This is a genomic window from Eubacterium maltosivorans, assembly GCF_002441855.2.
GTDB lineage: Bacteria > Bacillota > Clostridia > Eubacteriales > Eubacteriaceae > Eubacterium > Eubacterium maltosivorans.
The window spans coordinates 1,129,104-1,148,696 of sequence record NZ_CP029487.1 but is presented as its reverse complement, the minus strand read 5'-3'; the positions used below and the strand labels follow the sequence as shown (position 1 = coordinate 1,148,696).

The following is a 19,593-nucleotide window of genomic DNA, read 5'->3' as shown; positions in this document are numbered from 1 at the left end:
TCACCAAAAGGTGTCAATGTCAACAAAAAAAGATTGACAAAAGTTGCTAAGGCACATATAATAGTGTCGAAGGATACAAAAAATGAAAGAAGGTGAATATATGCTTACCAAAGAAAAACAGCAAGATTTGATTTCTGCTAAAGAAAAAATGGAAAGTCTGAAGCCAGATGATTTCGCGGTTGTGGCCAACACCATCGCAGTTTTGGCCCAGCGCCAGACTTATCTGGACAGCAAGAAGAAACAGGCGCCGGATGAACAGACGCTGGTGGCGAGTTAGGAGGAAAGGAAAATAGATGAACCAACTAAATTCATTTCAGAGTATATAAAAGAAAAAAGAATTAATTTGACAAAACTCTCCAATGACACAGAGATTCCATATATGTCAATTTATGACAGTTTATCAAATAAAAGCAGGGACAGAGATCTACGTGTGGGAGAATATATGAAAATTTGTTGTTACCTTGGGATTGAACCAATGGAATATATGAAGATTAATAACTCAAAAAAAACAAAAAACTGATAGAGGCTGTTTCTCTATCAGCTTTTGCCCAAAATTGTTTACCCTTAATGCTTTGCAGGCTTACACCGCATTAAAAACAGCTTAACGCTTCTTGGAGCATCCGTCACTTTCGCAGTTTTGGTTCTGCGACTGCTCAAAAGAGCAAGCCCTTTTGCTGACTGGTTACAGGATTTTCTCACCACAACAATAGCATTTTTTAGCACGGCGCTAACCGCTAGTTTTTAACGTGGATCTACACGAATAATAGGAAGGGTGGAAAATACTATACAGCGTTTAACGTGTCTGCCATCACGACGGCGGCCTGTAAAAAGGGAGCGGGCAAATTCAAAAATGCTTCCAAAAGAAACCAACTCCTTTGGTTTGGATTTGCCCTATTGGCATACTTAAATTTTAACATAACGATAAAAATATTACAAATACTGATGAAAAATAGAGGAATAGAAAGACCAATATATTTGGATCATTTGAGTAAAAGAAAGGAAAAATCATGAAAATAAATGAAATTTCTGTAAAAGAAAAATTGTCGGATGGAACTTATATTGAGGATACCACTGGTTACTGTCCAGCATTTACAGTCGGGGTGGAAACCGCTTGCCGGATGATTCAAGAAATATGGGATAAGGGGCATAAAGCCGATACGGAGGCCGCCTCATGAACCTAAGTTACGCCGGACTGCCCTTTGTCTTGATGGGCATCGCAATTTATCAAGCCTTTCGCTTTGCGGTCAATAAGGGGTGGCTATGGAAGGATTAATCTATATTTACTGGGCGGGAAGACTCGCAGAGACGACCGGCTGGCTGACCGTGATCGGGTTGGTGATGGTGCCGGTAGGTATTGAAATTTTGAAGGAGGTGAAAAGGAAATGACCGATGAACAAGTCGTAACCCAATATTTAAAGGCCGCGCACGAACTGGCAATGTTACCCCACGGGGTCGGCTGGACGCCGGAAATTGGCAGAAGGCGCGAGGAACTGGAACGACAGGTTGAGGCGATGCGGCCACAGATTGATGGGCTGCACCGGAAGTATGGCAAATAAAAAGGTCCCAAAGCGAAGCACCGCATTAGGGACCAGATATATGTTACGTGGTTATTCTACCACAGAAACGGAGAAAAAACAATGATCCAATACAGGGGCATTCCACCATAAGGAAGCTGTGCGACGCCATATTGTTCATCTTTATAAGTCAAAAGCCTGATCCGCGGGCTAAAAACGCGGAAATAAAAAGAATAAAAATCGGTTTGTAAAAAAACACACAAGATAAAAACGGACGGGAATGAGCGCCCGTTCAACCTGAACAGTCAAATTTCTAAACTTTAATGGATTTTGAAAAGCCGGAGGGCAGGGTACTGTCACTCCGGCCAAACATTCTCAAATAAACCAAAGGAGAAAAAACATGCAATTAAGCGAAATTAACAACGGTGCCTTGCAGGAAGTCTTTGACTATGAGTTCGACAAGGTTCTAAAAAACATCCGGGACATCAACACCGATCCCAAAGCAAAACGGAAGGTCACCATCGAGATGACCATCAGCCCCAATGAAAAACGCACCATCGGCGATATTGACTTTAAAGTCAAGCACACCGAAGCCCCGATCAACGGTTTTGCCACTGCCATTACCATCACCGAAGACGGCCGCAAGGTGGTCGCAGAAGAAATCGGGAACGAGCTTCCCGGACAGATGAACGTTGAAAATGTACTCGAAATGGAAGGAGTCAAATAATGGACTTAACACGTGATTTTATTGAAAAGATTGAAGAAATGGCCGGCCCGAAAACCATTGAAGCGGGGAGCGTGGAGTACACAAGGGAAAACCTATTTCCGGTACTGCCACCAAAACCAGTATCTCTGCGGACGAAGAGCCTGACAAGCATCGTGGACTATCTCAGAAGCAATATTGACGGAGAACCCACAGCATATACACTTATTCATGTGTATGGGCCAGAGACGGTCACGGTCAACGGTTCTTTGGAGTGTTGTACCCGTACCCGGGAAGAATTCCTGGAAGCCACCGCGCCAGTACCGCATATCCGGTTTAACGAGTACATGGACCGCGAAGCCTTCAACGTCATGCTGCAGTCTTGCTTCAAAGGTCAATGTGACAGGGATGCCGTTCTGAAAGTGGTTGGCAACATCTGTCTGGATCAGAACAGCGGTGTGGAGGTTTCCGACGACGGTGTGACCCAGAACGTAGAAGCAAAAACAGGCGCAGTGCTAAAAACCAAAGCCACGATCCCGAACCCCGTCCGCCTGGCACCGTTCCGAACCTTCACCGAGGTGGAGCAGCCCGAGAGTGCCTTTGTGCTGCGCATCAACCAAAACATGCAGGTAGCGCTCTTTGAAGCCGATGGCGGCGCCTGGAGGCAGGAAGCCATGAAAAACATTCAAGCCTACCTGATCGAAGCCCTGAGCGATGAGGACGGAAACTGCCCCTACATCATTATTGCATAGAAAAAAGCCGGGTGACGCAGCCACGTCATCCCGGCACATTAAAGAACTACCTGTAAGTGAGTATATCACGATTGGAGAAAAAATCAAGTGAAAACCGAAAAGAAACCCGACGAAATTCCACCATACCGCCTTGGTGTGCTCATGAATACTGCCGCCAAGATTACCAAGCTCATGGTCAACAACCCGGATTTTGTCACGACCTATCGGGACTGCGAAATCATTCTGGATACCGTTCGGAGCGCTGTGGATCAGGCCATGGGGAAGGAGGAAGACCATTATGAAGCATGAACAGGCATTGATCGAAAATGCGATCACCACCTTAAAAGGCAAGCTGTCCGCCTTAAAGAAAGACAGCAAGGGTGGTCATGATTATGGCCAGGCCGCCATTCAGGCAGGCATTGAAGCCCTGCGGATGCGGGAGGCAAAGAAGCTTTACAAGCGGGAGGATGGCGAGCGCGTCGGCTTTTTCTGCCCAACCTGTGGTCATGCCATTGGCGCCATTCAGATCCATACCCGAGTCCATTCCGGATTTATCGGTGAATACTGCCCCTGGTGCGGCCAGCATATCAAGCGGGAGGTGCAAAGCGATGATGCGCGCCTATAAAGCTCCGGATGGCCTGCGGGCCTGTGTGGATTATAAATATAAAGAAACCGTCAAGGCCATGGGCGGCCAGTGGGATCCCTTCCACAAGGAATGGGTGCTGCCCTACAGCCTGGATGTCTGGCAGGGGCTTTTGATGGCCGTGCCTGGCATTGAAGGCGACACTGCGGTTAAGGCGGACTTTGAAACACCGGTGGCGGCCGAAAAGAAAACTATCTCCGATATCGGCCCCATGCCCTTAAAAGCAGGAATCACACCCTTTGAACACCAATACGCCGCCTATGCGAAAGCCATGGCCCTTTTTCACCAGGGGCGATGCGGCTACGGCTTTTTCTTTGAGATGGGATGCGGAAAATCCCTGACCGCCGTGGCCGTCGCGGGACAGCTCTATCTTGAAAAGCAGATTCGCGCCGCGCTGATCGTGGCACCCCTTTCCGTCATACCCGTATGGCCGAGAGAGTTCGCGGATTATGCCGGCTATCCCTTTAACGTCACCGTGCTCGATGACAGCAGCCGGAAAAAGAAACTTGAGAAGCTTAAGGCCGCGAAAAATCAATCCGGCCTGTGCGTAGTTGCCATCAACTACGAAAGTTGCTGGCGCCTGGAGACCGAACTGCTCGCCTTTGGTTTTGACATGATCATCGCCGATGAAGGACAGCGGATCAAAGACCCTTTGTCCAAGCAGTCCAAGGCCCTGCACAATCTGGGCGATCAGGCGCGCTATAAACTGGATCTGACCGGCACCCCGGTGTCCAACTCACCCCTGGATTATTTTTCCCAGTACCGTTTTATGGACCGTGAAATCTTTGGAGACAGCTGGTATGCCTTTCGAGGCACCTACGCCTTCATGGGTCAGGGTACCAACCATGCCACCGGGAAAACCTATTCCCAGGTCATCGGCTATCGGAATTTGGGGGATCTGGTAAAAAAAGTTCACAGCATCGCCTACCGAGTAACCAAAGAGCAGGCCCTGGACCTGCCCGATCAGCTTAATGAAACCCTGTATTGTCATTTTGAAGCCCCTGCCGCCAGAGCCTACAGAGACCTGGTGAAAGACAGCATCGCCGATCTTGACAACCTGCCCGCAGTAACTGCTCAGCACGTCATCACCCAGCTGCTGCGTCTGAGCCAGATCTGCGGCGGTTTTGTGAAGCTGGATACCGAAGGCTACGAGAACGACCCCAACGCCGGAAAGCTGATTCCCATCAGCAAAGCCAAGATCAAGCTCTTTGAAGAACTGCTTGGCGACTTACTCTCCGTGAAGGGAAAGAAGGTGGTCGTGTTCGCCCGGTTTACCGCAGAGATTGAGCTGCTGCGGAAAGTCCTCGAAAAACAGCTCGGGACGGACGGGTACCGGATGATTGACGGAAGTGTGCCCAAGGGCGTGCGCGGCGAATACGTCGAAGATTTCCAGAAAGATCCCGCGATCCGGGTTTTTCTGGCCCAGATTCAGACCGCCGGCCTGGGTATTACCCTGACCGCAGCCGATACCACAGTTTACTACAGCATGGATTACAGCTATGCAGCCTATGAACAGAGCCGGGCCAGAACCCACCGAATCGGGCAGAAAAACAACTGCACCTATATTCATCTGGTGGTCAAAGATACTGTGGACGAAAAGATTCTGGAGGCCCTGAGCCAAAAGAAAAGCATTGCCGACCTGTGTGTCGACAATTATCAAAAATTATTAGGAGGAACCCAAAAATGATGGAAGTAACCCAGAAAGCCCTGGAGCTCAAGGAAGTGGACGAGCTGATCAAAGGCATGGAAAAAGAATTGAAAGACTATAAGGCCCTGCGGGATGAAACGAACCGAGAACTGGCCTCTCTGATGGTAGACGAGGAAATGCAGTCTCTAAACTGCGCGGGCACCACCTTCTACCTGACACAGCAGCGCCAGGTAAACTATGACAAGGATCAGGAAGCGGATTTTTTCGAAGCCCTTCGTTCCCACGACTATGGCGGTATTATCCGTGAGACCATCAGCAATCAGACCCTAAAGGCCACGGTGACCAAAGAGATCATGCAAGACGATGCCGCTGGCAATCGGGTACTGCCAGACTGGGCCGCCCCCTATTTAAACATTTTTGAACAGCCAAAAGTAAACATGCGCAAAGCGTGAGAAAGAGGAAAAAACAATGACAACAAAAAATGAACTGATGACCATGGAGATTGCAGCGCTGGGGGAAACCGGTCTCGGTTTAACCCAGGAGGAAATCGCAGAAGAACTGGGCGGGGACATTCCCCAGTATCCCCGCATCAAAATCCCGGCCGGCGGAGGTATCGCCTTTGAGATTCCCGGTGAAGACCCGGAAAATCCAGAGATTGAAAAAGAGATCATCGGCGTGGTGGTCTGGCATCATAAATCCAATGCCTATTGGGCTGTGTCAAGCGATGACAATACCCCGCCGGACTGCCTGAGCCATGAAGGCGTTCAGGGGATCGGCAATCCTGGCGGCAGCTGCAAGGAATGCCCCCTCAACACCTTTGGCTCTGGAGAAGGCGGGAAAGGCAAGGCCTGTAAAAATATGGAAATGCTCTATATCCTTCAGCCTGAAAACCTGCTGCCTGTGGTCGTTTCCCTGCCGCCAACCAGCCTTAATAACTGGCGGACTTATAAGACCCTGCTCATCAGCCGGGGCAAAAAGGTCAATGCGGTCGTGACGAAAATTACCCTGAGCAAAAAGAATACCGGCGGCAATGACTACAGTGTGGCCAACTTTAAAATCGCTGGCAACCTGGATTCGGAAACCGTCGGGGCTGCGACCATTTACCGCCAGAGCATTAAAGATATGCTGGCGCAGCAGGCCGCTGAAGCAATGGTTCAGGCTAAATCTGCCCCAATCGACGCCGATTTTACCGAAATCGCTGATGACGAGGTCCCATTCAAATAGATAGGAGAAACCCATGCCAAACTTTTTAGCAAGCGCCCTGAAATTTGCCCGCGGCGGCTTCCCGGTCTTTCCGGTGGCTGCCCGGGGCAAAGCGCCCCTCACCGAAAACGGGCTCAAGGACGCAACGACCGACGAGAAACAGATTAACCGCTGGTGGTCTAAGTGGCCGGATGCCAACATTGCCATGGCCACCGGTCACGGCATGGTGGTTCTGGATATTGACGTCGACGCAGACAGGGGCGTGGATGGCTATGACAGCCTGCGCCTCTGGGAATCCGAATTTGAAACGCTTCCGGAGACCTGGATGGTTTTGACCGGCGGCGGCGGCACCCATTACTATTTCAAAACCGACAAAGAAATCCGAAACCGTACCGGTGTGCTGCCCGGCGTGGACGTGCGGGGCGACGGCGGCTATGTTATTGTGCCGCCGTCCATTCATCCGAATGGCCGCACCTATGAATGGGATGCAGTCTCCTTTGATTATAAAGCGCCCGTCCCACTTCCCGAGGACCTTTATGCGCTGATGGTCAATAACAGCACGAGCGACCGTCCAAAGTTTGAACTGCCTGAGCAGATCCCAGAGGGCGAGCGCAACGATACCCTTTTCCGGTACGCTGCCAGCCTCCAGGGCAAGGGCCGTACCGACTTTGAAATCATGGCCATTGTTCAGGCTGCCAATGATCAGTGCTGCGATGTCCCCTTGAAGCCCGGAGAGGTGGAAACCCTTGTAAACTCTGCCCTGCGCTATGACAAAGGCGAGGATCAGGCCGCTACGGCCGCAGAGAGCAAAGACACCCTGAAAAGAGTAGCGGATGCCGAAGACGTGGAGCGCCTCCTCTCAAGGGAAACCTTTGAACGTATCTTTGCGATCAAGGATCCCTTCGAGCGGGAAAAACAGATTGCCAAAATGAAAGCAGCAGCCCGCAGCCTCAAGGTCACCCAGAGCTTTAATAACCTGCTGCGGGCCCACCAGAAAGAGCGGGCCATGGCCAAGAAACAGGCCGAGTCCCGGGACATTCAGTTTACCGATCCACCCATCAAGGGATTGAAATGCGGCGAGTGGGTGGCCGAGGATTCCGGGGTTTACCGAAATGTGGAAAAAAACAACGGTGATGCCTTTAAAGAGTATGCCTGCAGTCATCCGGTTATCATCACCGAGCGCCTATGCAATATTGACACCGAGACCGAAAAGCTGACCCTGGCTTTTCTGAAGGATGACAAGTGGCAGACCCTGATCGTAGAACGCTCCACCTTGGCCAGCCGCACCAAAGTCATTGAACTGGCTGACCGGGGCATTGCCGTCAACTCCGAGAATGCCAAAGCCTTTATCCGGTACCTGGCCGATCTTGAAAGCCTGAACCTGGATAAAATCCCAGCCTACCAGAGTATTGACCGGATGGGATGGATCGGGACCGCCTTCAGCCCCTATGTGGAAGATATCCGCTTTGACGGCGATGCCAAGAACCGCGAAATATTCGAGGCTGTCACCGAAGCCGGCGATTACGAGACATGGAAAACCCTGTGTCAGAATGTCCGTAAAACAAGCGTCATCGGCAAGATTATGCTGGCGGCAAGCTTTGCCTCCTGTTTAATCGAACCCATGGCAAAACTGCCCTTTTTCGTCCATCTGTGGGGTGGCACCGAGGCCGGCAAGACCGTGGCCCTAATGCTCGCAGCCTCCGTCTGGGGAAACCCGGTCCTTGGAAAGCTGACACGAAGCTTTAACGCCACACTGGTAGGCCTTGAACGGGCAGCCGCCTTTAATTACGCCATCCCTCTGGTGCTGGATGAACTCCAGACCATCAAGGATTCCTATGGCGGCGGTTTTGACAAGATTGTCTATAACCTCTGCGAAGGGCAGGGGAAAATCCGGGGACTCAAGGCCGGAGGCATTGAGCGGATGAACAAGTGGAAAAACGTCTTTCTGTCCTCAGGCGAACAGCCTCTGAGCAATGACACAAGCGGCGGCGGGGCCAAGAATCGATGTGTTGAAATTGGGTGTAAAACAAATATTTTTGAAAATGCCCGTCTCGTGGCCAATACGGTGCAGGGGAACTACGGCTTTGCAGGAAAGCACTTTGTTCAATTCTTGCAGGACGAGGCTGTTTTTAGCCTCATACGGCCTCAGTTTGACACTTTTTACGATGAACTGATCGAAGGAGGCTCCACTGAAAAACAATGCCTTGCCGGGGCCCTGCTGCTCTTTGCCGATATGATTGCCACCGACATGATTTTCGAAGACGACAAGCCCCTGACGGTGGAGGAGCTGGCGCCTTTTCTAACCACCAGGGAGGAAATCGACGTGGCCACAAGGGCCCACGCTTGGATTCTCTCGTGGATCGCATCCAACCGGTTTCATTTTCAGAAGATCGGTATGGATGGCAGGGCCGATCCCATGCAGGAGAATATTGCCATATGGGGGCGGATTGAACGGGACGGCTACACCAGCATCATCGGTTCCCGCCTTGCAGAGGATATTGAGAAGGCCGGCTTCAGCTACCGGGCAGTTTTATCCGCCCTGGCAGACCGGGACGCCCTGGCGCAATCCGGCGGGAAGAACACCTGCACGGTTCGGATCAACGGTTGTCCGGTCCGGTGCGTCCGGATCAAGACCAATCAGACATTGGACGGCGAACAAATCAGCCTCCTGGACGACCCGGACTTTTATGAATTAGAAGACACCCATACGGCGTAAAGCGCTACAAGATGTAACACCGTAACACTTGTGTAACACTTTTTAAAAAAGAAAGTGTTACACCCTCAAAACCGCAGAAATACAGACTTTTTAAAACCTTTTTATCGAATGTAACACTGTAACACTTAAAAGGAAACCCTCTATACGCGAGGAAAACAAAATACTTTAATAAAGTAAAGTATCGCAACACACTCCTATATATAGGTGAGTGTATTTTGCCAAAAAAGGTGTTACAGTGTTACATCCAGTATTTATGCGAGTTTGAGCATCCAAAATGGTGTTACGGTTTGTGTTACAATCCCGTATTGAAGTGTTACATGGAGGAAATATGAATGAAAAACGCGATGTGAGCGATAAAATCGAAGCTTACTGCAAAACACACCCGGATTACTTTATACGAAAGATCCACTGCGGCGCTTACCAGGGCAAAGGCCTTCCGGATCTCTGGGGATGTTACAAAGGCATGTTTATCTGCTGCGAGGCCAAAACCGATAAAGGCCGGCCCTCGAAGCTGCAGGAGCATTATATCAAGCTGATCAACGCCGCCGGCGGGTGCGCGTTTATCGCAAGAAGCCTGGAGGACTTCATTCAGGCGGTTGAGAAAGGCTACCAGAAGGAAAACAAAGCGGCGATGGATTGTGAGGATTATCGGAAAGACAATAAGGACACCCATGGTCGATGTAAAGGCGCGGCGCGTCCCGCCAGTTTTGCGGAAAATGATTGTATCCATTGTAAATTTTATCAAGAAAGGGAAATCCTATATGACTGAAAACCAGGAAAGATACGCCGGGCTGATCAAGCAGGCACTGGAGAACGAGCGCACCATGATCCTGATCGAGCCCATAAAAATGGCCTTGATGGAAGCGCTCAGGGTACACGTGCAGCCAAAAGGCGAGAAACGCCGGTCCTTTGACACCATCGTGCCCACAGAAAAGGGGAACTGGGACGTGGCGGTGAAGAATCTGCGGACGCGGATTAATCATGTGTATGGAGAGAAGGTTGTATGAGGATGCTCACCGATTTAAATCAAATGAAAAAGACCTGCCGCCAGCATTCCTGTTGTGCGGTGTGTGCGTATCAAAGCATGTGCTCTGTGTTGAATATTAAACTAAAGAGCCTGTACAGCAAAGAACCGCTGGACTGGTCGGAGAACGAAATCAAAGGGATTGTCCAGATTATGAAGGACTTCCCGTATGAGGAGGAAAGGTCATGATTAAACTCGATCCAACAAAAATATACTACCTGTCCCACCCATGTACGAGCGTAGGGACGATGGCAGAAAATAAATGGCACGAACAAGAGTGTGTAGATGCAATCTTACTATCCCAGGAGGACTATGTGTGCCGAGATCACCCTGGAGATAATAAGATTAAGCTCGTCCGGCCGTTGGCCGTGATTCCAGAATATTTACCAGAGGATGAGGCCATGGCGCGGTGTATGTCGCTGCTGGCGGCCTGTGATGCCATCATCATGTGCGGGGATTGGGAGAAGTCCAAAGGTTGCAAGTCGGAGCTCGGGCAGGCTAAAAATTGGGGACTCGAGGTTCTGTATTATGAGCAGGTGGTGAAATGACCTTTGGAGGAATAGCTATGTATGATTGTGAAAATTGCATTTTGCGCACCATATGCTTTATTGAGCTTACTGGAGAGTGTGAAAAAGCGCTCAGTGAACCAGTCGAGCAGGAGCCGTGTGATTCTTGCAAAGAACGCTGGGAGTGCCCGGAGGAGTGGGGTGGGGAGTGTAAGAGAGATAATATGGAGGATCTATGACAAGCGAAGAACGACAAAGAAAAGTAAGATGGTTAATGCGGTACCGCATTGCCGAAAAGCGCATAAAGCGACTGGAAGCTGAAAAGGAGCGCTGGCGGGAGCGGGCAACCTGTACCACCACTGCGCCGACCTATTTTAAATACATCGACAAGCAGGAGGACAAGGACAAGCTGACCAGGGAACAGCGCCGCCGCAACGAAATGCCGCCGGTCATCGTCCGGGGAGGGAAACATCTTACCCTTGAAGACATCGTTGCCGAGATGGACGCCCTTGATCGGGAGTTGCAGGAAGCGATCTACCGGGCAACAGCCTTACGCCGGGACATCGGGCAAGCCATTGACGCGTTGTCAGATGACCGGGAGCAGCTGGTGCTGTATTACAAGTATGTGGATGGGCTGTATCTGGAGGAAATATGCGTTAGGATGGGGTATTCATTTCGGCATATTCAGAGGATTCACAATGATGCACTAAAAAACATAAAGATGTCATACAATGTCATGTGAAAATGTGTTAATCTGGTAGTATAGAAATTTAAGATAAGGCCACGGCAGGAGCTGTGGTCTTTTTTCGTACGCAAAAGAGAGAGGTGAGGTGGTTGCCGGACACAAGAGATTTAGCTTATCAGGATTATCTCGAGGGCATGAAATACAAAGATATCGCGAAAAAATACGGCGTTAGCCTATCCGCTGTAAAGTCCTGGGCAGCCCGATACTGGAAAAAAGAAAGTTGCAACCCTGCAACCAAAAAAGTTGCAACCAAAAGGAAGGACCAGAAGGTTATTCGTGAAGAAGTTGAGCAGGTCATGGGCAATGGTGGTCTAAGTGATAAACAGCGCCTGTTTTGCTTGCATTATATTCGTTGTTTCAATGCGACGAAAGCTTATCAGAAAGCTTATGATTGCGGGTATGAAACAGCCGCAGTTGCTGGCCCCCGCTTGTTAGGAAATGTTGGAGTAAGATCCGAAATAGAACGCCTTAAGCAGAACCGCCTGAACCGGGAGTTATTGTCCGAGGACGATTTGTTTCAAAAATACATGGATATCGCCTTTTCCGATATGACGGATTACGCGAGTTTTGGACCCGGCGGCGTTGTTTTAAAAGATTCCGGACAGGTAGACGGCACGCTGATCACCGAGGTCAAGGAAGGAAAAGCCGGCGTATCTGTGAAACTGGCCGACCGGATGCAGGCCCTTAAATGGCTGACGGACCGATATACAAGTTTTAACCCCGAGCAGCAGGCGCGGATCGACAAATATAAAGCCGAGGTGCAGCGTATGAACGGTGAGCCCGAAGAAATTGAGGACTTAACTGAAATTGACGAGGTGATCTATGGCGGTTCAGATTAAAAAGAAAAAGACCATCCCGTTTAATTTCGCCGCAAAGCACCAGGCTTATATCCGAAAATGCCAGGACAGTACCTTCAATTTTGCTGAAGGCGCCGTTCGAGCAGGGAAAACCATCGATAACGTCTACGCCTTCGCGCATGAGCTCAAAACCACTAAGGACAAGATACACCTGGCCACAGGCTCCACCGCGGCCAACGCTAAGCTAAACATTGGTGACGCCAATGGCTTTGGACTAGAGTGGATCTTCCGTAACCAGAGCCATTGGGGAAAATATAAAGGGAATGAGTGTCTGTATATCAAAGGGCCATCGACGGGCAACCGGCAGCGCATTGTAATTTTTGCCGGTGGAGCAAAAGCCGACAGTTTCAAGAAAATACGCGGGAACTCCTACGGTATGTGGATTGCGACAGAAATCAATCTCCATCATGAAAAGACGATCCAGGAGGCCATGAACCGGCTGTTGGCCGCGGACAACCGAAAAATATTCTGGGACTTGAACCCGGATAACCCGAAGGCTCCCATTTACATCAAGTATATTGACAAATATGCAAAACAGGACAAAGAAGGAAAACTGCTCGGTGGTTACAATTACGAGCATTTTACTATCTTTGACAATGTGAACATCCCAGAACAGCGGATCCAGGAGATCATCAGCCAGTACGACCCGGCAAGTATTTGGTATATGCGGGACATTGAAGGCAAGCGCTGTGTGGCAGAAGGCTTGATCTACCGCATCTTTGCCGATTCCATTGCTGTGCAGGACAGCCGGTTTTTACGGACCGAAAAACCAAGAAACCTGCAGGAAATCAACATTGGGGTTGACTTTGGTGGTAACGGCTCCGGCCATTCTTTTGTTGCGACTGCGATTACGCCGGGTTATACCGAATTGATTGCGTTGGAGAGTGAGTTGCATTTCGGCGACATTGACCCAGAGGATCTGGGACGGCTGTTTGTAAGCTTTTGCCAGAAGGTGGTCATGAAATATGGATTCATCACAGCTGTATTTGCAGACAGCGCTGAGCAGGTGCTGATTCGCGGCCTTCGCAGTTCAGCCAAAAAAGCCGGACTGAGCTGGCTGAAAATATACGATTCTTACAAAGAACAAATTAATGAACGGATCCGGGCGACCTATATGCTGATGTCACAGGGTCGGTTTTTTATTTATGGCGATGGCTGCGAGAGCTTAATTCTGGCGTTATGCTCAGCGGTCTGGGATCCAAAAGAAGTCACAAAAAATATACGTCTTGACGATGGCACCAGTGATATTGATACCTTAGATGGTTTTGAATACACCTTTGAGCGGAACATCGAAAGACTGATCGGGAGGTGAGCAGGTGCTTGCGCAAATTGTACAATGGTCAAAAAACATTATTGATCAGCTGATTCCTATGAAGGGCGGAGTGACTGATGTCGGTGCGACGGTGTCGCCGGCCATGATTCGCGGCATTGAAAACTGGACGGTTTTATATAACAACGCCCCTTTATGGGTGTCAAAACGCGATCTGATTTTTACCCTTGGGCTGCCGGGTTCCATAGCATCAGAACTTTCAAGGCTAACGACCATCGAGATGAAAAGTGAAATTACCGGAAGCCCAAGGGCGGATTATCTCAATGACGTTTATCAAGGGTTTCTCGAAGACATCCGAACTTATTTAGAGTATGGCTGCGCAAAAGGCGGCCTGGTATTAAAACCCTATTTTGACGGGGAAAGTATTTCCATTGACTTTGTCCAGGCAGACTCATTTGTTCCGGTATCCTTTGACAGCTCTGGTCGTATGACCGCAGCAGTCTTCGTGGACGTAAAGCGGCGCGGGGGTCAGGTATTCAGGCGTTTTGAAGGCCACAAGATCAATTCAAACGGCTATACCGTGATTAACAAGGCTTACGCCAGCAAAAACGAGCGGATTCTCGGCAGTGAGATTCCGTTATCGGCGGTTGATGAATGGGCCGCCCTTGAGCCAACGGCTTTTTTGAAGGGGGTAAAAATACCACTTTATGGCTATTTCAGAGTACCAAAGGCCAACCGGGTCGATAATTCATCCCCGCTCGGCGTGTCTGTTTTTGCGACAGCTGACGAGGCGCATATGTTTGAGGTGGCCGATCGGCAGTATTCCAGGATTATCCAGGAATACAAGCTAAAAGAGCCCGCAGTTTTTGCCGATGCCAGCCTTTATGATATGGACAGCTTTGGGAATCCGATTCTGCCGGGTGGAATGGAAAAGCTCTACCGGACACTGGACATAAAAAACGGATTAAAGAGTGAACCCTTTTACAAGGAATATTCCCCAGATATACGTGATCAAAGTTTATTTAACGGATTAAATAAGTACCTGCAGCGCATTGAGTTTGAATGCGGTTTAGCTTATGGCACCCTGTCGGATGTCCAAATGGTGGATAAAACCGCAACTGAGATCAAAGCCAGTAAACAGCGCAGCTACTCAACGGTTTCCGATCTCCAAAAAGCGCTGAGACGAGCACTGGAAGACCTGATCGATGCCATGAACGTCTATGCGGATCAGTGGAACCTTACGCCGGCCGGCAATTATGAAATCAGCTTTAACTTTGATGACAGTATTATCGTGGACACTGAAACCGAACAAGCGATCCGGATGCAGGAGGTTGCCGCGGGCATCCTGAAACCAGAGGAATATCTGAAATGGCGCTACGGCGTGACCGATGAGCAGGCCTTGGAGATGATGCCGGACACAGAGGAAAGCTTCGACGTGGGCCTGTCCGTATCTGGTCCTAACAGTGGTGGTACAGTAGAAGCCGAGCGTTCTAATGAGGTTGAAGCCGCGGAAGAGATTGCCGGTAAAACGTTGAATGGCGCGCAAACACAATCGCTTTTGGGGATCATCGGCCAGTACAGCAAAGGGGAATTGACCATTGGCCAGACAATCAACTTGATATCCGTTGCCATCGGCATCAGCAAGGAGGAAGCCAAAAAGATTATTGAGGGGTCTGAATAATGCTTACGCCAGCTCAATATGATTTGATTGCCGACAGCATGACTGGTCTGTTTCAGGATCTGGAAGACTTCATCATTCAGGATTTTGTAAGACGGATCACAAGCGCCGGTACGATGACAGAAACTGCCAAATGGCAGGCCCGCCGTGCAAAAGAGATGGGGCTCTCAACCGAAGCAATTCGAAAAGCAGTCCAGACGGCTCTCCAGGTCAGCGATAAGCAGCTGGATTACCTGTTTGAACAGTGGGGTGTAGAGATGTTGAAGCCTGAAAATACCGCATTGAACGCCTTGGGCAAAAAAGCCGTAGACGTCCGCACACATGAGGAACTCAGCCAGATATTTGAAGCCATACTCCATCAGACAAAAGGTGAAATACGAAATATTACAGGTAGTTTGGGGTTCGCGGAGCGTGTAAAAGGCAAGATCGTTTTTAAACCGATCGCGAAATACTTTCAGGATCAGATGGACTTTGTGCAGCTGCAGGTTCAGAGTGGCGCCCTGGATTACAATAGCGCGGTCCGTCAGGCTATCAAAAAAATGGCAGACAGCGGCTTACGAACCGTAGACTATGCCAGCGGATGGAGCAATCATCTGGATGTCGCGGCCAGGAGGGCGACCTTAACCGGTGCCAATCAGCTCAGTGGTCAGATGACTGATGCTCTGGGAGAGGAAACGGGGTGCAATTTCGTTGAGGTAACAGCCCACGCCGGGGCGAGAAATACCGGTAGTGGTCCGGCAAACCATGCCGGATGGCAGGGAAAGGTCTATTGCAGAAAGGGAAGCACAAAAGAATATCCCAATTTATATCAGGCCACCGGTCTTGGCACAGGTGAAGGCCTCAAAGGCTGGAATTGCCGGCACGACTATAACAACTTCTGGCCTGGGATTTCCAAAAGAACCTGGACAGACAAAGAGCTCAAAAACATCGATCCAGAGCCCATTTTCTACAAAGGCCGGAAATATGACCATTACACTGCGAATCAGCACCAGAGAGAAATTGAGAGATCCATCCGGAAAACCAAACGGGAATTGATTGGGTACAATGCCGCAGACGACACGGAGGCTTTTACCACTGCAAGTGTAAGGTTGAGGCGGCAAAAAAAGGAATATCAAACCTTTAGTAGAGCAGCCGATTTGCGGATAAAGCCTGAACGACATCAGGTTTACCAGTTTGACCGTAGCATCAGTCAAAAAGCAATCCAGGCGGAACGAAATTACTGGAAGCAGCTTGCAGAAAAGCAGAAGGGTGCTATAATTAAATCAAGGAAGACCCGGTTTTTTGAAAGTCATGTTGGACAGCATGGCGCTTCAGAAAATTATAAAGCAGCAATTAAGGACCGTTTTGACAACGGAACACGTAAGGCGAAGCGCGTTTTTCAAAAATATGTTCCAACGGATTCCATTGGCAGCGGAACACAAAAAGGAGTTGCGCATTATAGCCCGAAGGAAAATAAAGTCTACATGAATTTTGCTGCTGATGAACGAAACCCGAAAGGGGCGGGTGTGACCTATTTTCATGAGCATGGCCATTACATTGATCACGCCACCCGAATTAACGGACAAAGCCGCGTCGAACTTTCAAATGCGCTTAAGGCTGATTATAAGCAGTATCTTAAGGATTACCAAGACAAGCATCACATCAAGTATATCGACGATGTACGGTCGGCAATCTCAAAAGAGATCAGTGATAACACACACTCGGCCGTATCGGATCTTTTCGGTGGGATGAGCGGAAATAAATGCGTGGGCTCATGGTGCCATCGAAAAAGTTACTGGAAAAGCAGTCCGGATAAGCTACCCTCTGAAGCCTTCGCACATTTTTTTGAGGCGCAGTTTAACGAGGAGCGTCGCAAGGTACTGGAGCACTATTTTCCATCTGCCATGAAGGAATTCAAGAAAATTTTAGGAGGTCTGTGATGATTGATCCAACGACAAAAGCGTTTAAACGGCTCAATGAACAATATGAAAAACTGTTTGATGAACCGATCCCAACAGAAATGATTCCCCTTGATGAAACCCTGGAGGGTTTGAATGAAAAAATAAAACAGAGTGCTGTAGCTGGCCGGGACATCCTTTCCGAAGAATATGGGTGGGATGAGCTTGATCCGGATGATGACTATGCGTAACCACCGATAGCAAAAAGCGCTGAAGGTGGTTTTTTCATATCTAATTGAGGAGGTGAGGCCCATTGGCCCATAAAAATAAATGAATCCATTTAAAAGCAAAGGCCGAGAGGTCTTATTTTTATGCCACGAAAGGAGATATCTATGGCACTTGACAAAGAAAGTTTAGAGAAGCTTGGCCTGTCCGTTGAGGCGGTGACTCAGATTCTTGCAGATCATCAGGCTGCGCTTCAGGACGAACAACAGAAAACCGCCCAGGAAAAGACACGGGCAGATACCGCAGAGTCCACACTCAGCACCGCCAATAAAAAACTGGAGGGTTACGATCCAGACTGGAAAGAAGCAGTAAAAACAGCAGAGACGAAAGCGCAGCAGGAAATTGAAACCATGAAATTCAACTATGCGCTTGAAAAGGCACTGTCCGATTCAAGAGCTAAAAACGCTGTGGCGGTTAAGGCGCTGCTGAACATGGATGGCCTCAAACAGAACGGCAACGAGATTGTCGGGTTAAAAGAACAGCTGGAAAAGCTTAAAACCGACAATGATTATCTATTTGAATCCGAACCGGATCCCAAGCCTTTTACGGCTTCAGCTACCGGGAGCGGATCGCAGCCAACAACAACAAAAGATGAAGCGAACGCGGCTTTCAGAGCCGTGTTTGGAAGGGAGTAATAAATTATGGCAATTGTAAACAGAGAGAGGGCCGAAGCGCTCATTCAGGAGCAACTGGGCAACACGATTTTTCAGGACACACCAAAGCAGTCCATCTTCATGCAGCTTGGCCGCAAGCTGCCCAACATGACCAGTAAACAGACAAGGATCCCTGTATTGGATCTGTTGCCCATGGCTTACTGGGTCAATGGTGATACAGGTTATAAACAGGTGTCTGAACAGGCATGGGATAATGTTTATCTTACGGCCGCAGAACTGGCGGTTATTGTGCCAATTCCAGAAGCCGTATTGGATGATGCCAGTTTTGATATTATGGGTGAGATCCAGCCAAGAGTGGTCGAAGCCATCGGTCAGCGCGTGGACAGCGCGGTTATTTTTGGGAATAACCGTCCGGCAGAATGGACCAGTGATATTATCACTCGGGCCAGACAGGCGGGAAACAACGTAACATCCGGCTCCAGCAATATGTTTGATCTGATTATGGGTGAAAACGGGGTACTGGCAAAGATTGAAGATGACGGCTATATGTCAACCGGAGCTATGGCGTCCATGGCCATGCGGTCGAAATTAAGAGGATTGAAGGATACCGATGGGTCGCCGATTTTCATGACCACCATGCAGGGAGCCACACAATATGCTCTTGACGGCGCGCCCATGCACTTTCCAACAAACGGATCCTTTGATAAATCCGTCGCACAGATGATTGTCGGGGACTGGTCACAGGCCGTTTACGCGATTCGTCAGGATATTACGGTGAAAATTTTGGATCAGGGCGTTATTCAAGACCCCACGACAAAAGCAATCATCTACAACCTTGCGCAGCAGGATATGATTGCGCTGCGCGTGGTGTTCCGCATGGGCTGGGCGCTTCCGAATCCAGCAACCCGCATGGATGAAGATCGCTTGAGCTGTCCTTTTGCTTACATCGAGCCGGCAACACCAACCACCACACAGGCCGTTACGTTTACGGTTAAAGACAACGCGGATAGCCCCGCCGTTGTTGAAGGAGCCACCGTTGATGTCAGCGGCGCAAGGCTGAAAACAGGAGTCGATGGAACGGCCGTCTTTAGTCTGAGATCAGGAGATTATGAAGCGGTCATCAAAAAGAACGGTTTTAAAACCTTCAAGGAAACCATCACCGTTGCAGGCGCCGCGGTCACAGAGGACATCACATTGATTCCAAACGCCTGATCAGGAGGTGCGTAAAATGATTTACGCCGATTTTAACTACTACCAGAACAGCTATTTTGGAACAGAAATTACAGAAGAAAGAACATTCAACGGGCTGGCGCTTAAAGCGTCGGCCTTTTTAGATGCGATCACCTATAACCGTATTGATAAGACACAGCCCATTGACGATGCTGTTAAAAACGCCGCCTGCGCTGTAACGGAAGTTCGAAAGACCTATGATGACGGGAAGGGTGGGATTGCTTCAGAAAGTGTTGGTAAGGCTTCTGTGTCCTATGCCAACGCGGATGGAAAGACCCTTGAACAGGAAAGCTACAACGCAGCTTATCCCTTCCTGATCGGGACAGGCCTTTTATATCAGGGGGTCTAA

Annotated in this window: 26 protein-coding genes; all 26 read left to right on the top strand. The window is 49.4% G+C overall.

The features are described 5' to 3' along the window. Window positions 1-82: 82 nt before the first annotated feature. The 26 genes from CPZ25_RS05720 (at window position 83) to CPZ25_RS05610 (ending at window position 19,593) form a co-directional block, all read left to right on the top strand. Window positions 83-277 carry a hypothetical protein gene (locus CPZ25_RS05720; protein WP_096919566.1) on the top strand — a complete coding sequence of 65 codons (195 nt, stop codon included), beginning with the start codon at window positions 83-85 and terminating at the stop codon, window positions 275-277. A 12-nt stretch (window positions 278-289) separates the two neighbouring features. After that, window positions 290-520 (top strand): helix-turn-helix domain-containing protein, encoded by a 231-nt coding sequence (locus CPZ25_RS21145; protein ID WP_120785063.1) that lies wholly within the window; start codon window positions 290-292, stop codon window positions 518-520. A gap of 487 nt (window positions 521-1,007) precedes the next feature. Next, complete coding sequence (locus tag CPZ25_RS20375; protein ID WP_167495175.1) at window positions 1,008-1,175, top strand: hypothetical protein; 168 nt, start codon at window positions 1,008-1,010, stop codon at window positions 1,173-1,175. A gap of 85 nt (window positions 1,176-1,260) precedes the next feature. Continuing rightward, the gene (locus CPZ25_RS20950) at window positions 1,261-1,386 is read left to right on the top strand and encodes a hypothetical protein (RefSeq protein WP_279230343.1); all 126 of its coding nucleotides are present in this window, start codon (window positions 1,261-1,263) and stop codon (window positions 1,384-1,386) included. Next, window positions 1,383-1,556, top strand: a complete 174-nt coding sequence (locus CPZ25_RS20370; protein ID WP_167495174.1) for a hypothetical protein — start codon at window positions 1,383-1,385, stop codon at window positions 1,554-1,556. The genes CPZ25_RS20950 and CPZ25_RS20370 overlap by 4 nt, the downstream gene beginning before the upstream one ends. A 358-nt stretch (window positions 1,557-1,914) precedes the next feature. Continuing rightward, entirely contained in the window at window positions 1,915-2,241 is a 327-nt protein-coding gene (locus CPZ25_RS05710) for a hypothetical protein (protein ID WP_074617067.1), read from the top strand. Continuing rightward, entirely contained in the window at window positions 2,241-2,969 is a 729-nt protein-coding gene (locus tag CPZ25_RS05705) for a hypothetical protein (RefSeq protein WP_096919568.1), read from the top strand. The genes CPZ25_RS05710 and CPZ25_RS05705 overlap by 1 nt, the downstream gene beginning before the upstream one ends. A gap of 87 nt (window positions 2,970-3,056) precedes the next feature. Beyond that, window positions 3,057-3,257, top strand: coding sequence for a hypothetical protein (locus tag CPZ25_RS05700; RefSeq protein WP_074617065.1), 201 nt, complete (start codon window positions 3,057-3,059; stop codon window positions 3,255-3,257). Continuing rightward, window positions 3,247-3,573, top strand: a complete 327-nt coding sequence (locus CPZ25_RS05695) for a hypothetical protein (RefSeq protein WP_096919569.1) — start codon at window positions 3,247-3,249, stop codon at window positions 3,571-3,573. The genes CPZ25_RS05700 and CPZ25_RS05695 overlap by 11 nt, the downstream gene beginning before the upstream one ends. Next, window positions 3,557-5,278: a DEAD/DEAH box helicase gene (locus CPZ25_RS05690; RefSeq protein WP_243129349.1), complete on the top strand. Its 1,722-nt coding sequence runs from the start codon at window positions 3,557-3,559 to the stop codon at window positions 5,276-5,278. Before CPZ25_RS05695 ends, CPZ25_RS05690 begins: the two co-directional genes overlap by 17 nt. Beyond that, entirely contained in the window at window positions 5,275-5,691 is a 417-nt protein-coding gene (locus CPZ25_RS05685) for a gp33 family protein (RefSeq protein ID WP_074617063.1), read from the top strand. Before CPZ25_RS05690 ends, CPZ25_RS05685 begins: the two co-directional genes overlap by 4 nt. 16 nt (window positions 5,692-5,707) lie before the next feature. Continuing rightward, entirely contained in the window at window positions 5,708-6,463 is a 756-nt protein-coding gene (locus tag CPZ25_RS05680; protein WP_096919570.1) for a hypothetical protein, read from the top strand. Between the two features lie 13 nt (window positions 6,464-6,476). Then, the gene (locus CPZ25_RS05675; protein ID WP_096919571.1) at window positions 6,477-9,158 is read left to right on the top strand and encodes a DUF927 domain-containing protein; all 2,682 of its coding nucleotides are present in this window, start codon (window positions 6,477-6,479) and stop codon (window positions 9,156-9,158) included. 328 nt (window positions 9,159-9,486) lie between these two features. Then, a complete protein-coding gene (locus tag CPZ25_RS05670; RefSeq protein ID WP_096919572.1) occupies window positions 9,487-9,927 on the top strand; it encodes a PDDEXK family nuclease in 441 nt (146 codons plus the stop codon). Then, a complete protein-coding gene (locus CPZ25_RS05665; protein WP_096919573.1) occupies window positions 9,920-10,165 on the top strand; it encodes a hypothetical protein in 246 nt (81 codons plus the stop codon). The genes CPZ25_RS05670 and CPZ25_RS05665 overlap by 8 nt, the downstream gene beginning before the upstream one ends. Continuing rightward, window positions 10,162-10,371 carry a hypothetical protein gene (locus CPZ25_RS05660; RefSeq protein WP_096919574.1) on the top strand — a complete coding sequence of 70 codons (210 nt, stop codon included), beginning with the start codon at window positions 10,162-10,164 and terminating at the stop codon, window positions 10,369-10,371. Before CPZ25_RS05665 ends, CPZ25_RS05660 begins: the two co-directional genes overlap by 4 nt. 125 nt (window positions 10,372-10,496) lie before the next feature. Then, window positions 10,497-10,730, top strand: coding sequence for a DUF4406 domain-containing protein (locus CPZ25_RS20365; protein WP_167495173.1), 234 nt, complete (start codon window positions 10,497-10,499; stop codon window positions 10,728-10,730). Window positions 10,731-10,923: 193 nt separating this feature from the next. Further along, on the top strand, window positions 10,924-11,430 hold the full coding sequence (locus CPZ25_RS05650; protein ID WP_096919577.1) for a sigma factor-like helix-turn-helix DNA-binding protein: 507 nt from the start codon (window positions 10,924-10,926) through the stop codon (window positions 11,428-11,430). 92 nt (window positions 11,431-11,522) lie between these two features. Next, window positions 11,523-12,272, top strand: a complete 750-nt coding sequence (locus CPZ25_RS05645) for a terminase small subunit (RefSeq protein ID WP_096919578.1) — start codon at window positions 11,523-11,525, stop codon at window positions 12,270-12,272. After that, a complete protein-coding gene (locus tag CPZ25_RS05640; protein ID WP_096919579.1) occupies window positions 12,256-13,602 on the top strand; it encodes a PBSX family phage terminase large subunit in 1,347 nt (448 codons plus the stop codon). The genes CPZ25_RS05645 and CPZ25_RS05640 overlap by 17 nt, the downstream gene beginning before the upstream one ends. Window positions 13,603-13,606: 4 nt before the next feature. After that, window positions 13,607-15,241 carry a phage portal protein gene (locus CPZ25_RS05635; RefSeq protein ID WP_096919580.1) on the top strand — a complete coding sequence of 545 codons (1,635 nt, stop codon included), beginning with the start codon at window positions 13,607-13,609 and terminating at the stop codon, window positions 15,239-15,241. Continuing rightward, a complete protein-coding gene (locus CPZ25_RS05630) occupies window positions 15,241-17,157 on the top strand; it encodes a phage minor capsid protein (protein ID WP_096919581.1) in 1,917 nt (638 codons plus the stop codon). Before CPZ25_RS05635 ends, CPZ25_RS05630 begins: the two co-directional genes overlap by 1 nt. Further along, a complete protein-coding gene (locus CPZ25_RS05625) occupies window positions 17,157-17,366 on the top strand; it encodes a hypothetical protein (protein ID WP_096919582.1) in 210 nt (69 codons plus the stop codon). The genes CPZ25_RS05630 and CPZ25_RS05625 overlap by 1 nt, the downstream gene beginning before the upstream one ends. A gap of 141 nt (window positions 17,367-17,507) precedes the next feature. Then, entirely contained in the window at window positions 17,508-18,035 is a 528-nt protein-coding gene (locus tag CPZ25_RS05620) for a phage scaffolding protein (protein ID WP_167495172.1), read from the top strand. Window positions 18,036-18,041: 6 nt separating this feature from the next. Then, the gene (locus CPZ25_RS05615; RefSeq protein WP_096919584.1) at window positions 18,042-19,226 is read left to right on the top strand and encodes a phage major capsid protein; all 1,185 of its coding nucleotides are present in this window, start codon (window positions 18,042-18,044) and stop codon (window positions 19,224-19,226) included. A 16-nt stretch (window positions 19,227-19,242) separates the two neighbouring features. Further along, entirely contained in the window at window positions 19,243-19,593 is a 351-nt protein-coding gene (locus tag CPZ25_RS05610) for a head-tail connector protein (RefSeq protein WP_096919585.1), read from the top strand.

Coding starts and splice junctions, on each gene's coding strand:
- CPZ25_RS05720 (WP_096919566.1), top strand. CDS start 83: ATGAAAGAAGGTGAATATATGCTTACCAAAGAAAAACAGCAAGATTTG.
- CPZ25_RS05640 (WP_096919579.1), top strand. CDS start 12,256: ATGGCGGTTCAGATTAAAAAGAAAAAGACCATCCCGTTTAATTTCGCC.
- CPZ25_RS05650 (WP_096919577.1), top strand. CDS start 10,924: ATGACAAGCGAAGAACGACAAAGAAAAGTAAGATGGTTAATGCGGTAC.
- CPZ25_RS05680 (WP_096919570.1), top strand. CDS start 5,708: ATGACAACAAAAAATGAACTGATGACCATGGAGATTGCAGCGCTGGGG.
- CPZ25_RS05690 (WP_243129349.1), top strand. CDS start 3,557: ATGATGCGCGCCTATAAAGCTCCGGATGGCCTGCGGGCCTGTGTGGAT.
- CPZ25_RS05675 (WP_096919571.1), top strand. CDS start 6,477: ATGCCAAACTTTTTAGCAAGCGCCCTGAAATTTGCCCGCGGCGGCTTC.
- CPZ25_RS20950 (WP_279230343.1), top strand. CDS start 1,261: ATGGAAGGATTAATCTATATTTACTGGGCGGGAAGACTCGCAGAGACG.
- CPZ25_RS05670 (WP_096919572.1), top strand. CDS start 9,487: ATGAATGAAAAACGCGATGTGAGCGATAAAATCGAAGCTTACTGCAAA.
- CPZ25_RS05665 (WP_096919573.1), top strand. CDS start 9,920: ATGACTGAAAACCAGGAAAGATACGCCGGGCTGATCAAGCAGGCACTG.
- CPZ25_RS05615 (WP_096919584.1), top strand. CDS start 18,042: ATGGCAATTGTAAACAGAGAGAGGGCCGAAGCGCTCATTCAGGAGCAA.
- CPZ25_RS20370 (WP_167495174.1), top strand. CDS start 1,383: ATGACCGATGAACAAGTCGTAACCCAATATTTAAAGGCCGCGCACGAA.
- CPZ25_RS05625 (WP_096919582.1), top strand. CDS start 17,157: ATGATTGATCCAACGACAAAAGCGTTTAAACGGCTCAATGAACAATAT.
- CPZ25_RS05660 (WP_096919574.1), top strand. CDS start 10,162: ATGAGGATGCTCACCGATTTAAATCAAATGAAAAAGACCTGCCGCCAG.
- CPZ25_RS05705 (WP_096919568.1), top strand. CDS start 2,241: ATGGACTTAACACGTGATTTTATTGAAAAGATTGAAGAAATGGCCGGC.
- CPZ25_RS05685 (WP_074617063.1), top strand. CDS start 5,275: ATGATGGAAGTAACCCAGAAAGCCCTGGAGCTCAAGGAAGTGGACGAG.
- CPZ25_RS20375 (WP_167495175.1), top strand. CDS start 1,008: ATGAAAATAAATGAAATTTCTGTAAAAGAAAAATTGTCGGATGGAACT.
- CPZ25_RS05610 (WP_096919585.1), top strand. CDS start 19,243: ATGATTTACGCCGATTTTAACTACTACCAGAACAGCTATTTTGGAACA.
- CPZ25_RS05620 (WP_167495172.1), top strand. CDS start 17,508: ATGGCACTTGACAAAGAAAGTTTAGAGAAGCTTGGCCTGTCCGTTGAG.
- CPZ25_RS05630 (WP_096919581.1), top strand. CDS start 15,241: ATGCTTACGCCAGCTCAATATGATTTGATTGCCGACAGCATGACTGGT.
- CPZ25_RS05695 (WP_096919569.1), top strand. CDS start 3,247: ATGAAGCATGAACAGGCATTGATCGAAAATGCGATCACCACCTTAAAA.
- CPZ25_RS05710 (WP_074617067.1), top strand. CDS start 1,915: ATGCAATTAAGCGAAATTAACAACGGTGCCTTGCAGGAAGTCTTTGAC.